This is a genomic window from Mucilaginibacter agri (assembly GCF_009928685.1).
In the GTDB taxonomy this organism is placed as follows: domain Bacteria; phylum Bacteroidota; class Bacteroidia; order Sphingobacteriales; family Sphingobacteriaceae; genus Mucilaginibacter; species Mucilaginibacter agri.
In genome coordinates this window covers 404,469-419,626 of the sequence record NZ_WWEO01000045.1, presented here as the reverse complement: position 1 = coordinate 419,626, position 15,158 = coordinate 404,469, and the positions used below count along the sequence as shown (strand labels likewise).

Annotated in this window: 12 protein-coding genes; 7 read left to right on the top strand and 5 right to left on the bottom strand. The window is 42.1% G+C overall.

Features of this window, described 5'->3' with window-relative positions; genetic code table 11:
• Positions 1 to 7: 7 nt before the first annotated feature.
• The 3 genes from GSY63_RS22005 to GSY63_RS21995 all read left to right on the top strand — a co-directional run bounded on the left by GSY63_RS22005 (position 8) and on the right by GSY63_RS21995 (position 5,303).
• Positions 8 to 1,150, top strand: coding sequence for an efflux RND transporter periplasmic adaptor subunit (locus tag GSY63_RS22005; RefSeq protein WP_166588010.1), 1,143 nt, complete (start codon positions 8 to 10; stop codon positions 1,148 to 1,150).
• Positions 1,151 to 1,175: 25 nt separating this feature from the next.
• Positions 1,176 to 4,355 (top strand): efflux RND transporter permease subunit, encoded by a 3,180-nt coding sequence (locus tag GSY63_RS22000; protein ID WP_166588009.1) that lies wholly within the window; start codon positions 1,176 to 1,178, stop codon positions 4,353 to 4,355.
• A gap of 378 nt (positions 4,356 to 4,733) precedes the next feature.
• Complete coding sequence (locus tag GSY63_RS21995; RefSeq protein ID WP_166588008.1) at positions 4,734 to 5,303, top strand: hypothetical protein; 570 nt, start codon at positions 4,734 to 4,736, stop codon at positions 5,301 to 5,303.
• Positions 5,304 to 5,380: 77 nt separating this feature from the next.
• Here GSY63_RS21995 and GSY63_RS21990 read toward each other — a convergent pair whose 3' ends face one another.
• Positions 5,381 to 6,574, bottom strand: a complete 1,194-nt coding sequence (locus GSY63_RS21990; RefSeq protein WP_208094633.1) for a pyridoxal phosphate-dependent aminotransferase — start codon at positions 6,572 to 6,574, stop codon at positions 5,381 to 5,383.
• A gap of 89 nt (positions 6,575 to 6,663) precedes the next feature.
• Between GSY63_RS21990 and GSY63_RS21985 the strand changes: the two genes are divergently transcribed.
• From GSY63_RS21985 to GSY63_RS21970, 4 genes are read left to right on the top strand one after another with little or no spacing between them, the layout of a single operon-like run.
• Positions 6,664 to 7,641 (top strand): cation diffusion facilitator family transporter, encoded by a 978-nt coding sequence (locus GSY63_RS21985; protein WP_166588007.1) that lies wholly within the window; start codon positions 6,664 to 6,666, stop codon positions 7,639 to 7,641.
• Entirely contained in the window at positions 7,641 to 8,081 is a 441-nt protein-coding gene (locus tag GSY63_RS21980) for an NUDIX domain-containing protein (RefSeq protein WP_166588006.1), read from the top strand. Before GSY63_RS21985 ends, GSY63_RS21980 begins: the two co-directional genes overlap by 1 nt.
• On the top strand, positions 8,078 to 9,343 hold the full coding sequence (bioA, locus tag GSY63_RS21975) for an adenosylmethionine--8-amino-7-oxononanoate transaminase (RefSeq protein WP_166588005.1): 1,266 nt from the start codon (positions 8,078 to 8,080) through the stop codon (positions 9,341 to 9,343). Before GSY63_RS21980 ends, bioA begins: the two co-directional genes overlap by 4 nt.
• 1 nt (position 9,344) lies before the next feature.
• The gene (locus GSY63_RS21970) at positions 9,345 to 9,971 is read left to right on the top strand and encodes a hypothetical protein (RefSeq protein WP_166588004.1); all 627 of its coding nucleotides are present in this window, start codon (positions 9,345 to 9,347) and stop codon (positions 9,969 to 9,971) included.
• Here the strand turns inward: GSY63_RS21970 and GSY63_RS21965 are convergent.
• The 4 genes from GSY63_RS21965 to GSY63_RS21950 all read right to left on the bottom strand — a co-directional run bounded on the left by GSY63_RS21965 (position 9,961) and on the right by GSY63_RS21950 (position 15,136).
• Positions 9,961 to 11,829, bottom strand: coding sequence for an LTA synthase family protein (locus GSY63_RS21965; protein ID WP_166588003.1), 1,869 nt, complete (start codon positions 11,827 to 11,829; stop codon positions 9,961 to 9,963). The two genes, GSY63_RS21970 and GSY63_RS21965, sit on opposite strands and share 11 nt — an antisense overlap.
• A 67-nt stretch (positions 11,830 to 11,896) precedes the next feature.
• Complete coding sequence (locus tag GSY63_RS21960) at positions 11,897 to 12,544, bottom strand: hypothetical protein (protein WP_166588002.1); 648 nt, start codon at positions 12,542 to 12,544, stop codon at positions 11,897 to 11,899.
• Positions 12,545 to 12,616: 72 nt separating this feature from the next.
• Entirely contained in the window at positions 12,617 to 14,719 is a 2,103-nt protein-coding gene (locus tag GSY63_RS21955; protein ID WP_166588001.1) for a ComEC/Rec2 family competence protein, read from the bottom strand.
• Positions 14,720 to 14,797: 78 nt separating this feature from the next.
• Positions 14,798 to 15,136, bottom strand: coding sequence for a MerR family transcriptional regulator (locus GSY63_RS21950; protein ID WP_166588000.1), 339 nt, complete (start codon positions 15,134 to 15,136; stop codon positions 14,798 to 14,800).
• Positions 15,137 to 15,158: the final 22 nt, after the last annotated feature.

Genomic DNA, 15,158 nt, shown 5'->3' with positions numbered 1-15,158 from the left:
CTACCATATGAATATAAAATACTTAGGTTTAAGTACTGCAGTAAGTATAGCGTTATTGGCATCTTGTAAACAACAGGGAAAGCAAAACGCCGCTCTTCCACCAACGCCCGTTGCCGTTACAGAAGCAAAAACTGCGGATGCAGTATACTATGATCCATACCAGGGCACCGTGGTGGCTCTTAACAGTGTTGAGCTCCGTAGCCAGGTTTCGGGCTTTATTACGGGTATATTCTTTAAAGAAGGTGAAGTTGTACCTAAAGGCAAAGCGCTTTACGAGATAGACAGGCGTAAATATATTGCTGCTTTTGAGCAAGCGAAGGCTAATCTAAGTGCAGCAAATGCCAATTTGGTAAAAGCGAAAAAGGATGAAGACCGTTACACTTTTCTGCTGAAGCAGGACGCTGTTGCACGCCAAACCTACGACCAGGCGGTGGCTTCGCTTGAAACCAGCAAAGGACAGGTAGACGTTGCTAAGGCCGGTGTATTGTCAGCCCAGACAGATCTTTCTTATTCCATTATCACAGCACCGTTTACTGGTCGCATTGGCATATCGCAGGTTAGGTTAGGTTCGCAGGTTACGCCTGGCACTACCTTATTAAATACTATATCTACTGAGCATCCGATAGCTGTTGATATCGTAGTAAATGAACAAGACTTGCAACGCTTCTATGCTTACCAGAAAAGCAGCACAGACTCTACTTTCAGATTGAAGCTGTCTGACGGTACCATTTACGATAAACCGGGCAAAATAGTGGCTATTGACCGCGGTGTAAACAACACAACCGGAAGTATTAAAGTGCGTGTACAGTTCGCCAACGAAAAGGATGTGTTAAAAGATGGCATGAGCGCTGTGCTGAATGTATTGAATAATGAGTCGGGCGATCGTGTGCAAATCCCTTACAAAGCTATTAGCGAGCAAATGGGCGAATACTTTGTATTTACTGCGGCCGACACAATCGCACATCAGATTAAAGTAATGATAGGCCCGAGGATTAGAGATAACATCGTGATTCTGCACGGCCTAAAATCTGGCGATAAGGTTATCACCGACGGCTTTCAACGTTTGAAAGACGGTGGAAAAATAACTTTAGGACCTCCGCAACAGCAAGGCGCACCTGGCCAGGCTGGAGCTAAACAACAAGGAAAATAATTACCGGTAACCATAAAGACAAGAGATGATCGCAGATACCTTTATACGCAGGCCGGTAACAGCTATTGTAATATCCATAGTAATTGTGGTGGTAGGGTTATTGGCTATGAGCAGCCTCCCGATAGGGCAGTATCCGGAAATTACACCACCAACGGTACAAGTAACCGGTACCTATACGGGAGCCGATGCATTAACAGTTGAGCAAACTGTTGCAACACCGGTTGAAGTACAGGTGAATGGTACTCCCGGCATGACCTACCTGCAAAGCAACAGTACCAGCAACGGCCAAATGAGCATGACCGTTAACTTTGAAGTTGGTACCGATATTAATATAGCAGCTCTCGACGTACAGAACCGCGTGGGCATCGCTCAACCAACTTTGCCTCAAGAAGTACAGCGCTTGGGTTTAACAGTACGTAAACGTAACCCAAGTATATTGATGCTCGTGGCGATCTTTTCGCCCAAAGGAGAGCATAACGTTACCTTTTTAGATAACTATACCAACGTATTTGTTAGAGATGCGCTGTTACGTAGTAAGGGTGTGGGCGACGTGTTTACACGTGCCGATGACTTTAGTATGCGTATTTGGCTTAAGCCCGATAAACTTGCCGCCCTCGGCATGACAGCAGCCGACGTTACAGGCGCACTTACTGAACAAAACGTACAGGTGGCTGCGGGTACTGTTGGTGCGCCACCGCAAGAGAACGGACAAACCTTTGAGTATACCGTATTAACCAAAGGCCGTTTAGTAAAGCCCGAAGAATTTGAGAACGTAATTGTACGTACGCAACCGAGCACTGGCGCTGTTGTACACTTAAAAGATGTTGCGAGGGTTGAGTTGGGTAAATTTAACTACTCTGGTAACTCTTTTGTCGATGGTAAACGCGCTTCATATCTATTGGTTTACCAGGCACCAGGCAGTAACGCACTTGAAACCGCCGATGCTGTTTACGCCACGATGGAGCAGCTTAAGAAATCTTTCCCGGCCGGGGTTGATTACGTTGTGCCGTTCGAATCCATCACTGTGGTTAAAGTGTCTGTGCATGAGGTAATTGATACGTTAGTTATCGCATTGTTGCTGGTTATTCTGGTTGTATTCTTATTCTTACAGAGCTGGAGAGCAACATTGATTCCGGTATTGGCAATTCCAGTATCCATTATAGGTACTTTTATATTCTTTATTCCGCTGGGTTTCACTATTAACACCTTAACCTTATTTGGTTTCGTCTTAGCTATCGGTATTGTGGTGGATGATGCCATTGTGGTAGTGGAAGCAGTACAGCACTATATTGATGAAGAAAAAATGTCGCCTCATGATGCCGTACAACATGCTATGAATGATATTTCGGCGCCGGTAATCGCTATTGCATTGATTTTGGCGGCGGTGTTTGTACCGGTAGGTTTTGTGCCGGGTATTGTGGGGCGTTTGTACCAACAGTTTGCGATCACGATTGCAATTTCAGTGTTAATCTCAGCTTTTGTGGCCTTGTCATTGACACCCGCTTTATGTATGCTGTTGCTGAAACCACATGATCCGGATAAGAAGAAGAACTTTCTGGATAAATTTTTCGATGCCTTTAATGGCTGGTTCGACAGGCTTTCGCACCGCTACCGAAATGGGGTTGATATAAGCATTAAACACTCTAAAACAGTATTCTTTATCCTGCTATGTATCATTGTTGGCACCATATTCCTGTTCAAAAACAAGCCCTCGGGCTTTATCCCCACAGAGGACGATGGTCGGGTGTATATAACTTATGATATCCCAGAGGCTTCATCAACCCAACGTACAGTTACCTTACTGCACGAGATGATGAAGACGCTGGATAGCATCCCAGCAATTGGCCACTATGCCGCTCTGGGTGGGTTAAACGCAGTAAACTTTGCAAGTAAATCAAATAGTGCAACCATTTTCGTTCAGCTGAAACCGTGGGATAAGCGTGAAGATAAGAAAGATCAACTTTTTACATTAGTAGGCACCTTGCAGAAGAAGTTGTCGCGCTTTAAAGAAGCCAATGTAATCGTAATCCCACCGCCGGCTATTCCGGGTTTGGGTAGTACCGCTGGTTTCTCTTTTATATTAGAGGAGAAAGAAGCGGGCGGCGACATCAAGAATTTTGAGAAGGTACTGCAAAATTTCACAGCGGAGGTTAACAAGCGACCCGAAATTGCTAAGGCATTCTCATTCTTCACCGCCCGTACACCTGCTTATCAGCTGGTTATAGATCGTGAAAAGGCGAAACGCATGGGAGTGAGTATTGCAGATATTAATAATGCGCTGCAAACCTATATGGGTAGTGCTTATATTAATGATTTTACCATCTATGGTCGGAACTTTAGGGTGGTAGCCCAGGCCGATACTAACTATCGTACAAACATTCAAAACATAGGGCAATACTTTGTTCGTAACTCATCGGGCACCATGGTGCCGTTAAGTACAGTAACTACATATAAAATCATTGAGAACGCGCCTTTGATATCACACTATAATCTCTTCCGTTCGGCGGAGATTGATGGTAACCCTGCACCAGGTTATAGTAGCGGCGACGCTTTAAAAGCCCTGCAAGAAGTGGCTGCAAGCACATTGCCGCAGGGCTATGGATATGAGTTTTCGGGTTTAAGCCGCGAGGAGTTATTATCAGGATCTAAAACGGTTTATATCTTCATATTATCTATCGCTTTCGTATTCCTGTTCTTATCGGCACTGTACGAGAGTTGGTCGGTACCATTCTCTGTGCTGCTCGCGGTGCCGCTTGGTGCGTTCGGCGCCATATTGTTCCTGACGTTTAAATCCGAGTTAACTAACAATGTATATGCACAGATCGGTTTGATTACTTTAATTGGTCTCTCGGCCAAGAATGCGATCCTGATCGTAGAGTTTGCCAAAGAAAGGGTAGATGGTGGGATGGAACTGGAACAGGCTACGTTAGATGCAGTGAGGCTCCGTTTACGCCCAATTATTATGACTTCTATGGCCTTTATATTGGGCGTATTACCGCTGGTGTGGGCATCTGGAGCGGGTGGTGTAGCTCGTCAGACAATTGGTTGGACTGTGTTTGGTGGTATGCTTGCCGCAACATCCATGGCTATCTTTATTGTGCCGGTATTGTTTTACGTGATCACCAAGTTCGCTTACGGCGAGAAAAAATTGAAAAAACTACAGGAAGATAATAAAGACGGCGAGAAGAAATTCTCGCAACATTAACAGAATTCTGTAATAGTTATAAAAGGCTTCGAAAAATCGAAGCCTTTTTTTGTGTGCCATTCTGTGAAAAACTGTACACCCAAGGCTTATTTATCGTCAATATAGTACAGAAGTGTATCCTATCCGTTACAATTTTTTGTTTGTGTTGTAATCAATTATTTCCTTTTCATTAGTGTTTACATTGCCTTAACATACTAAACAAAATTGGGGTAGCAAACGCCTGTTTTACAGCCATTAGAAAGGGTTTTTCAGAATCGTATCAGCGCGTCGATTAGCATTTTAAAATGTTAAAAACGCCAAAATTTGGCACGAATGGCAATGTATTTGAATATGGTCACCCGAAAACAATCTAACAATTGTTCACTAAATTTAACAAAAATGACTACCAAGAAAACAACAAAATTAGCAGCCGCGGCTATTGCAATTGCTGGTTTATTATTTACAAGTAACGTAACTAAAGCACAAGGACACGATTCACAAGCATGGCGCTTTGGTATCGGTGTAGAACCGGGTTTACCTACCGGAAATATGCGCGATTATTCTCACTTTGGACTAGGCGGTACAGTCCGTTTACAGAAGGATTTAAATGGTAGTGTATCTGTGATGCTTACATCTGGTTATACTAACTTTTTTGCGAGAAATTACGATACCCCAGTAGGTAAAACAGATTTTAAAGATTATGGCTTAGTTCCGGTAAAAGCAGGTGTTAAAGCCTTCTTTGCACCACATGCATACATCAGCGGTGAAGTAGGTGCTGGTTTCGAAACCAATGATAACGCGTTTAACGGTTACGATAAAAGCACCAAATTGATTCTTTCTCCAGGTATCGGTTACTCAATGTCTGGTTCAGGTATCGACGTAGGCTTGCGTTATGATAACTACTCAGGTGGCAATAGCCCTAACTATGGCCAGGTAGCTTTACGTGTAGCTTACGGTTTTAAATTGTAACAAACAATCACCTTTTAATAACAAAAGGGCCATCTGCATATTGCAAATGGCCCTTTTAATTTTATGTAATTTTGAGCTTATTGTAATTTGCCCAAGGCTTCTTTAATGCGTTTTAAAGCTTCTACCAATTTATCGTCTGCAGCTGCGTAAGATAAACGGATAGATTTAGGATCGCCGAACGAATCGCCGCCTACAGTAGCTACGTGGCCTTCTTCTAACAAGTAAATGCTCAAATCGTCAGCATCTTTAATAGTCTTGCCATTATAGCTTTTTCCGAAGAATGAAGTAACATCCGGGAAGAAATAGAATGCACCATCGGGAAGGTTAGTTTTAATTCCGTCAATATCCTTCAGTAAACCGTAAACCAGTTCGCGGCGACGTTTAAAAGCATCGCGCATTTTGTGCACACTCTCTAAGCCACCCAGATAGGCAGCAGTGCCAGCACGCTGGGTAATAGAACAGGTACCAGACGTAATCTGACCTTGCATTTTATCGCAAGCCGCAGCAATTTCGCTGTTTGAGGCAGTGTAACCAATTCTCCAACCAGTCATGGCGAACGCTTTAGAAAAACCGTTGATGATAACAACACGGTCTTTAATAGAATCGAACTGCGCGATAGACTCGTGGCCGCCAATAAAATTGATGTGCTCGTAGATTTCGTCAGATAGGATATATACATGCGGGTGGCGTTCAAAAACTTTAGCCAGGCCTTCTAATTCTTCTTTACTGTAAACACTGCCTGTTGGGTTACAAGGCGACGAGAACATAAATAATTTACTTTTCGGAGTAATTGCAGCCTCTAATTGCTCAGGGGTGATTTTAAAGTTTTGCTCAACAGTAGTATTGATGAACACGCTTTTGCCTTCGGCCAGTTTAACTACCTCAGAGTATGATACCCAGTAAGGGGTAGGGATAATCACCTCTTCGCCCGGGTTAACTAAACAAAGTACCGCGTTGGCAATAGCTTGCTTAGCGCCGGTTGATACCACAATTTGTGAAGCATCATAATCTAATCCGTTTTCGTTCTTCAGTTTAGCTACAATCGCCTTTCGCAGGTCAGGATATCCGGCAACAGGGGTGTAATAAGTAAAATTATCATCCATGGCCTTCTTGGCTGCATCTTTCACATACTCAGGCGTATGGAAATCGGGTTCGCCAAAACTTAAACTAATTACATCAACACCCTTGGCAGCGAGCTCACGGCCCATCTTTGCCATTTTAATGGTTTGAGATTCAGACAGATTGTTAATCCGGTTACTTAAAGTACTCATAGCAGTATTTATATGTCGGCGGCAAATATAGAAAATTAGTTTACTGCTTATTGACCAGTTGTTTTTAAATTTGTGCTCAATTTAAAGTCTTGAAGGAAAAACGATCCATTATCATAGTTGCGCTTATTGTGAGTATTGTGCTCATGTTCGCCAAATTCAGCGCCTACTTTATCACCTCCTCAAATTTTATCCTTACCGATGCTGCCGAAAGCATTGTAAACGTGATAGCCAGCGCCTTTGCATTCTTCAGTATTTCACTGGCTTCGAGGCCGCGCGATGTAAACCATCCGTATGGCCATGGTAAAGTGGAGTTCTTTTCCGTTTTTATTGAAGGTACGTTGATCGGCATAGCCGGTATAACCATTGTTTTTAAGGGCACTTACAGCCTGTTCTTTCCCCATGAGGTTCAGAAAATACTTACCGGTGCAATTATTATAGGCATTACTGGGGCCATTAACGGTGGGTTGGGGTATTACATGATCAATCGAGGTAAAAAGTTAAACTCAATTACCCTCGAAGCTGATGGCCGGCATTTGATTACCGACATGGTAACCAGCGCAGGCCTGGTAATAGGCTTAACGCTAATGTACTTTTTACCTTATCCGTGGCTCGATAGCGGACTTTCCGTTATAGTAGGTATCTACATCGTGGTAACGGGTTATAAGCTTTTACGTAAGTCGATAGCGGGCTTAATGGACGAAGCTGACTTTACTGTGGTGAACGATATTGTTAATATACTAAATGCACAACGTAAGGTAGAATGGATAGATGTACATAACCTGCGTGCGCAGAAATATGGGCACGAACTGCATATCGATTGCCATTTAACCTTACCGAATTATTTTGACCTTAACCGGGTACACGACGAAGTAAAACTGGTTGATAAATTGGTGAACAGAAACGCAAACGTTAAAACGGAATTCTTCATCCACACCGATCCATGTTTGCCCAATTGCTGCCATTACTGCAGCATGCCTAACTGCCCAATTCGTTCAGAGCCTAAAAACATCGATATTGAATGGACCATGGAAAACGTAACCCGCAATAAAAAACACTTTGAACAATAATGGCGCTCTTTAATGTACGTGTTTACGGCTTACTAATAAGCGACCGCAACGAGATTCTGATCAGCGACGAGCAAGAATACGGCTATCAATTTACCAAATTTCCGGGCGGTGGCTTAGAGCTGGGTGAAGGGCTTATAGACGGACTAAAGCGCGAATTTTTGGAAGAATGTAATGCGGAAATCGACGTTCTGAATCATTTTTATACTACCGATTTTTATGTAAAATCGGCTTTCAACGATTCGCAGATCATAAGCGTATACTATATCGTAAAAAACCTGCAGCCGCTTCAACTTAATTTTAAGACCAAGGTATTTGATTTTGACGGAACGGGAAAAGTTTTACAAGCCTTTAGATGGGTGCCTTTAACCGATCTTAAGGTTAGTGATGTCACTTTTCCGATAGATCAGTACGTGGTTAAACTACTAAACGAAAAACAATGACACTTGCCGAAAGAGATGCGCAAATTATATGGCATCCATATACACAAATGCAAACCGCCGGCTTGCCGGTTGGTATTGTAAGGGGCGAAGGCGCTTTACTTTTTGATGAAAACGGAAAAGAGTATATCGACGCCGTATCGTCATGGTGGGTTAACCTTTACGGGCATGCCCATCCTCATATTGCTAAAAAAATAGCCGAGCAGCTTACCAAATTAGAGCATGTAATTTTTGCAGGCTTTACCCATCAGCCGGCGGTAGAACTTGCAGAGCGTTTATTGACCATTATACCCGATAATCAGAAACGCGTATTTTACTCGGACAATGGATCTACAGCTATAGAAGTAGCTATTAAAATGTGCCTGCAATACTGGCACAACCAGGGTAAAAGCCGCACTAAAATGCTGGCATTTAAAAATGCGTATCATGGCGATACCTTTGGCGCTATGGCCGTTAGCGGCAGAAGCGCATTCACCGCTGCGTTTGATAACTTGCTATTTGAAGTCGAGTTTATCGACCTCCCAACACGGGAAAACATCGAAGATCTAAAATCTCACATCTCACATCTTAAATCCGACCTTGCTTGCTTTATTTTCGAACCATTGATACAAGGTTCCGGCGGGATGATTATGTATGAAGCTGAGTGGTTAGATGAGCTGTTGAAGCACTGTAAAGCAGAAAACGTGCTCACGATAGATGATGAGGTTTTTACGGGGTTCGGCCGTACCGGCAAACCTTTTGCCTGTGACTATCTAACCGAGCAACCCGATATTATGTGTTTCTCTAAAGGCCTAACCGGCGGAACCATGGCTTTGGGTGTTACAACCTGCACCAGTGAGATCTATAATATGTTTTTATCTGACGATAAGATGAAGACACTTTTTCATGGTCACTCATTTACGGCTAACCCTATAGCCTGTACAGCGGCTTTGGCTAGTATGGATCTGTTTATAAGCGAGGAAACAAAAGGTAATATAAAGAGGATCAAAGAACAACATAGTTTATTTAAAGCTAAAGTAGAGAAACATCCTAAGGTTCGAACCGCACGCCAAACAGGGACAATAGTAGCTTTGGAATGGGAGACAGGTAATTCAACTTCGTATCTCAGCCCGTTGCGCGACAGGCTTTATAATTACTTCTTAGAAGCAGGTATTGTACTGCGCCCGTTGGGTAATATCGTTTATATTTTACCTCCGTATTGTATTACAAACGACCAACTGAACTATATTTACACCAAAATTTTTGACGCTTTAAACGAGATTTAATATGGCTTTAAGTAATGTGCTTTCGACAATAGTGGGTGATGATCAATTACATGCCCGCTGGTTAAATACGCTGTCGTTAATGGAGAATACCGGCGCGCGCAAGATCTCAGCAAGCGAAGACCCAATTACCGTTACCTATATCATTTTAAAGCATGCCGCCGAAGAACACCGCCATGCCTTTTACCTGAAAAAACAAATAGAAAAAGTAGGCGAGGTCATTTGCCCAACCTACGCCGGCGAATATTTGTTAGCGCCATCGAGCAGTAAGTATTACTTAAACCAGCTTGATGTATCTGTTTGTCGTTACCTTAAAAACACACTCAAATTATCAGGCGCCGAACTTCGCTTCGCGGCATACTTATTGGTTACGTACGCTATAGAAGTGCGCGCAGATGAACTATATCCGATTTATCAGGATGTATTGACCGAAACAGGAAGTAAGGTAACTGTGAAATCGATTATCCTGGAAGAAGAAGGACACCTGGAAGAAATGATCAACCAACTGAAAACCTTCTCACCAGATTGGGAACACCACGCTGCCCAGGCTGTAGAAATTGAAACAGATCTGTTTACCCAATGGGTTAATCAGTTAACCAAAGAGGTTAGCCCAACTGCAGTTAATAATTAAGGTACTGCGTAAACACTTTTTGTAGATAAGCCTGACCTTGTCTCAAGGTGTTTTCAGTAACAGCATTAGGGGCGGTATTATTGCCGGTATAGATAATTTTATCGCCCTCATTATCATATGACACAGCTTGCTCGGGCTGTATAAAGCCCAAGCCGTTATCCCAGTCGAAAAATGCAAATTGCTTGCTATACGGGTTCAAAAGATTTTTAGACCATTTGAAATCTTCTGAAGGCAGATTAAGTTGACCCAGTATAGTTGCAGCAATATCAGTCTGGCCGCCAAGTGCACTTATCTTTTTGCCTTTGTATTCGTCTTTAATTACATCGCCAAAAAATAGTAGCGGTATATGATATTTCCGAGGATCATAAGCCTCAGAAGTATTGCGTGGCAAACGGTGGCCATGATCTGCAACCAAAACAAATAAGGTATTCTTATACCAGGGCTGTTTTTTTGCCTGCTCAAAGTAAGCATTTAGGCAAGAATCAGTATAATAAGCCGTGCTTCTGAACATGTTGCCCATATCTTTACCCGGGAATTTTGGTTTGCCCAGCAATTCAAAAGGCTCGTGATTGCTTAAGGTTTGTATGTAGCAAAAGAATGGGTGTTTCTGTTTATCCAGGTAATCTACACTTTTACGAAGCGTTACTTCATCATAAGCACCCCATTTAGATAATAACTCGTCTTTAGAGAAACTACTCTCGTCTGATAGGTCATCAAAATTGTGATGTAATATATATGACTTAAAGTTCATATAATCACTGGCACCACCATAAAAGTATGAAGTAGTATACCCGGCTTTTTTTAATGTAGACGATATAGCAGGCAGCTTTTTCTGTTTTGCATCATCCGTAATGATAGTACGCGTAGCCTGCGATGGGAAGCCGCTCAGAATAGCCACAACACCTTTGTCGGTACGATCTCCCGCGGCGTAGATGTTATTGAAGAGCAAGCCGTCCTTTATAAACTCTTCAAAATGCGGAGACACACCTTTATCACCACCCAATGATTCGATAATATCAGCCGTATAGCTCTCAAGTTGGATAATGACGATATTGGGACGGTCGGTCTTTAAGATTTTAACGGTAGTATCCTTCTTAACCGCGTAAAGATCATTTACCAGAGTAAACGCCTTATCGGCAGGCATAAATTCGTAGGCGTTGTATGGCCTGCGCATATTCTCTACCACGTTATTCATCAGGTTCCATTCGGTATTAAGTACCGCCTGATTAAGGATCTGCTTGTTAGAGAAATATGCCCGTTGCTCGTTGATAGGCGCGCCACGTAACCCACCACGGATAATAATTAATGTAATGAAGCATAGTAGCAAGGAGAAAGGAATTTTAAAGCTCACGCTTTCGTACGGCTTTTTAAATTTAAAATCGACCACGTATAACGAGAGCACAACACCCACAACCAGTAACGTTACCCCTATGGTAATGCTTAAACCAATAGGCGAGGAACCAGTAGAAGCCACGGCTTCGGAAGGCGCGTTGTATAAAGTATTGAATACACGATAGTTAACCTTGGTACCCCATTCGCGGAAAATGTTTAGATCGATAATGGTGAGAAAAGAAATTACCAACACACAAAACCATGTATAGATTTTTAACCAGATAGCGGGGATATGACCCTTCGGGATAAACCAGTTAACTATAAAAACAAGTAGGGGAGTGATACAGATATATGCCGCCGCCGAATAATCGAGCCATAAACCATGTATAAACGTAAGCAGAATCTCTTTTACAGATGCAGTTGTGAGCTTGTTATAAAAATAAAGCTCAAAGGTTAGGCGGGTACAGAAGAAAACGATGAGCCAGAATACGAAATACCGGCAAAAACTAAAAAAGCTCCTAAACATGGGGTAGCAAAAATACTATTTTAACTACAATGTTAAGGAGCTTTTAATGAATTGTTAATGAAGTAGCTTAGTGCTGACCGCCGCCCAATGAACTCAAGTCAGTAATAGTGATCTTGTCATAACCTGCCGGAATAGAGAATGTACCAGCCGGTGCTTTATCTTCTGTAATACCTTTTACAAGGATTGACAATGGTTGACCCATTTGCATAGTTGTAAACTGGATTGGCACACCACCAATTGCAGCAAAGTACTTGGTTAGCAAGGTTACCGGGATGCTTACATCGTTGGTTACCCAGGCTTCATAAGACTGTCCGCTTTTGCCATCTTTAACAGCAACTTTTTTACAGTTAAAGCCGTTGATAACTTTAGTTTCTGTGCTTGGGGTAAACGTAAATTGAGGCTCCTGATCTTTAAAAGATTCTAACTCGGCAGGAGTACCAATGGCCGCCTTTTTAATGTTGGCAACAGGCACATCAACCAGGATAGCTAGATAGTCGCCACCGTTCGCCATAATAGTTTTAATGGTAGCCGGGCCTCTTTGTCCGCTGGTTGAACTTGAATCACCTTTGAAATATAGTTTCGAGTCAACAGTTTGTCCGCCTGCGGTAGCTGTGTAACTAACTACGCCTTCGGTTAACTTTTTTTGCGCAGATGCACTGATAGCAGTTGCTGATAGCACAAGGCCTAAGGCAACGTTTAAAAAATTTAATTTCATAGTTTTAATTTGATACAAGTTATTCGTTTTCCGATTTAGATACAAATTTTCTTTTTCGTTTAATCGGATATGTCAGTTAGATGTAATTACCACCGATTTGTTACGCCTTAAAACCGCGTAATTTACATGCAGGCTATCAGCCTCATTTACAAGTTTATCGATGGTTTGAGGCGAATTACTTCCATCGATAATTAACTTTTTATAGCTGTAAGCTCTATTAATAAAAACCAATTTAGTATGTGGATTGCCGGTTATGTACAGGTAGTCTGCCTCGATTTTTTTCGGCATTCTGATAAATTCTAATTGAGGGTCATAGACCAAGATCCTTTGATTTAAGAACTGGATCAGCGAAGATTTCTTCTTCAAATATGGCGTTTCAAAATTGCCCGACATGCCAGTTAAATGCAGATCACTTATCCGGTTACTATCTATACCCGGCTGTACAGAAAATTTGTAGTTGGCGTCGGTCGGTTGTAAATCTGTTAATATTACGCCCTTATCGCCACTCTTAAAAAGTATGCCCTGATGCTTATTTAGGTTGTAAAAGGTAATGCTCTGTGTTTGCTGGCTTTTAATCTTTTGCAAACCAACTGAGGATACCACGATCAACATGCAAGCCAGGCTTAAATAAAGCACCCCAATCTTTCGTCCATGCAAGAAGTAAAAAAAGCCTACTATCATAATGAACAACAAAATGCAATCGTAATTATTGAACCATATCTGATTTACCGATGCGTAAGGTTGATGCTCTATCAATTGCAAGCCTTTATTCATTACTAGTATGGTTTGTTCCAATATCCAGAAAACGCTTTTGCTTATAACCGGCCATTGTGGTATTAATAGGCCGATAATACCGGTAAATAAGATTATCTCCGAAGGAATGATAATAAACAGGTTGCTCAACAAAAAATATAGTGGAAACTGATGGAAATAAAACGCGCTCAGTGGAAATGTTATTACCTGCGCAGCCATGGAAGCCGAGATATAATACCAGGCTTTGCGCACATATTTATTCTTAAAATCAAACAGTTTATAAACTACAGGCTGCAGCACAATCAATCCCAACACGGCAAGGTAAGAGAGTTGAAAACCCACATCCGCAATCAATAGCGGATCGTACAGCAACAATGCAAAAGCCGACAGTGCCAGTAAATTGGCCGTATTAGTATAACGATACCCCGCTTTGCCTAATATGATCATACTCAGCATTACGGCGGCCCGGCAAACAGCGGGAGAGAAGCCGGTAAGTAAAGCGTAAGCCCAAATCAAAATGATAGATACGACAGCCCTAGCCCATTGCCCGTACCTCGATCCATTTAAATAGCTCAGCAAAAAGCTGATAAATACAAACACGATAGCCACATGTGCACCCGAAACGGATAGCACATGCACGGTGCCTGTTTTGGTGTACGCCTGTAAAACATCTTCGCTCAGATCAGCCTTATATCCCAAAATCAAGGTGGAAGCTACGGCAGCGGCATCGAGATTGTGAATGTTAGTTCTAAACTTTTGTACTAGTTGTTGCCTTAGTTCAATGGCATAGGCCACAACAGGATTGCCCTCCTTATGCCGGACAACCTTAAACTGGCCCGGAAACAAAAAGCTTTGCAGATGAATATGCTGATTGGCTAAGTAGGCTTTGTAATTAAAAACACCTGGATTATATGGTGGCTCCACAGGTCTGTAATTGGCAGGTATTAACAGTTGATCGCCATATTTAAATATGGTTACACCATTGTCCATGAAAGTTAGTAATAGCTTGCCACCGGTGGCCATACTTTTACTTTGTAAATTAACCTGCACCACGTTAGCGCTACAATGCCAGTATTTACCTTTTAAAACAGGCTCGGTATTAATGGTTACCAATACGTTTCTCGGATTATAGTTTGCAAAATAATCAGGGTAGCTGCGATCATCGTGCAATGGCACGGTTGCAATTCCTGCGGCAAATAAAATAAGATGAATTAGCAGGCCACCTAACCATTTAAAACGATGGTAAAGCCTTAACCTTGTGTATAATAAATTGAATAAAATAAAGGTGGCTGACAAACAGAGAATTACCGCAATTGGGATAACAAACCCCTCAATCCCGAAGCGTTGGGCGCACAGTATGCCGGCTAAAAACGGAAGCAGGTATACTACCAGCGGAACTTCGCCTTTGTGCTCGGCAATCATATATTAAATTAAACTAAGGTTTAGATGGGGTGCAGTTGTTAACTGCCTGTTTTTATTTTAACGGGTATTTCAAATGGGCTACAGCGCGTCGCGAACTTCCAATAAGAAACTTTTCATGTTTTCTAAAGAAGAAATAATGCGTTGTTTGTCTTTGGCAGCGCTCATATTTTCTTTCATGTGCTCTTTTGCGCCTTCTAACGTAAATTTTTTATCCCGGATAAGGTGCAGGATGATCTTGAGGTTATCGACATCGTCGGGTGTAAAAAAGCGGTTTCCTTTTTTGTTCTTTTTAGGCTGGAGAATGTCAAATTCCTTCTCGTAATATCTTAATAACGATTGGTTAACATCAAACATGGTCGAAACCTCGCCCATGCTGTAATATAACTTCGTGATTTCTTCGTTGTCTTTAACGGCCATATAGCAAATATAAGGATTTAGT

Bases quoted from the DNA above. Each gene is read 5' to 3' on its own strand.
- GSY63_RS21955 (WP_166588001.1), bottom strand. From the start codon at position 14,719: ATGATTGCCGAGCACAAAGGCGAAGTTCCGCTGGTAGTATACCTGCTT.
- GSY63_RS21965 (WP_166588003.1), bottom strand. From the start codon at position 11,829: ATGTTTAGGAGCTTTTTTAGTTTTTGCCGGTATTTCGTATTCTGGCTC.
- GSY63_RS21960 (WP_166588002.1), bottom strand. From the start codon at position 12,544: ATGAAATTAAATTTTTTAAACGTTGCCTTAGGCCTTGTGCTATCAGCA.
- bioA (WP_166588005.1), top strand. From the start codon at position 8,078: ATGACACTTGCCGAAAGAGATGCGCAAATTATATGGCATCCATATACA.
- GSY63_RS22005 (WP_166588010.1), top strand. From the start codon at position 8: ATGAATATAAAATACTTAGGTTTAAGTACTGCAGTAAGTATAGCGTTA.
- GSY63_RS21990 (WP_208094633.1), bottom strand. From the start codon at position 6,574: ATGAGTACTTTAAGTAACCGGATTAACAATCTGTCTGAATCTCAAACC.
- GSY63_RS21970 (WP_166588004.1), top strand. From the start codon at position 9,345: ATGGCTTTAAGTAATGTGCTTTCGACAATAGTGGGTGATGATCAATTA.
- GSY63_RS21980 (WP_166588006.1), top strand. From the start codon at position 7,641: ATGGCGCTCTTTAATGTACGTGTTTACGGCTTACTAATAAGCGACCGC.
- GSY63_RS21950 (WP_166588000.1), bottom strand. From the start codon at position 15,136: ATGGCCGTTAAAGACAACGAAGAAATCACGAAGTTATATTACAGCATG.
- GSY63_RS21995 (WP_166588008.1), top strand. From the start codon at position 4,734: ATGACTACCAAGAAAACAACAAAATTAGCAGCCGCGGCTATTGCAATT.
- GSY63_RS22000 (WP_166588009.1), top strand. From the start codon at position 1,176: ATGATCGCAGATACCTTTATACGCAGGCCGGTAACAGCTATTGTAATA.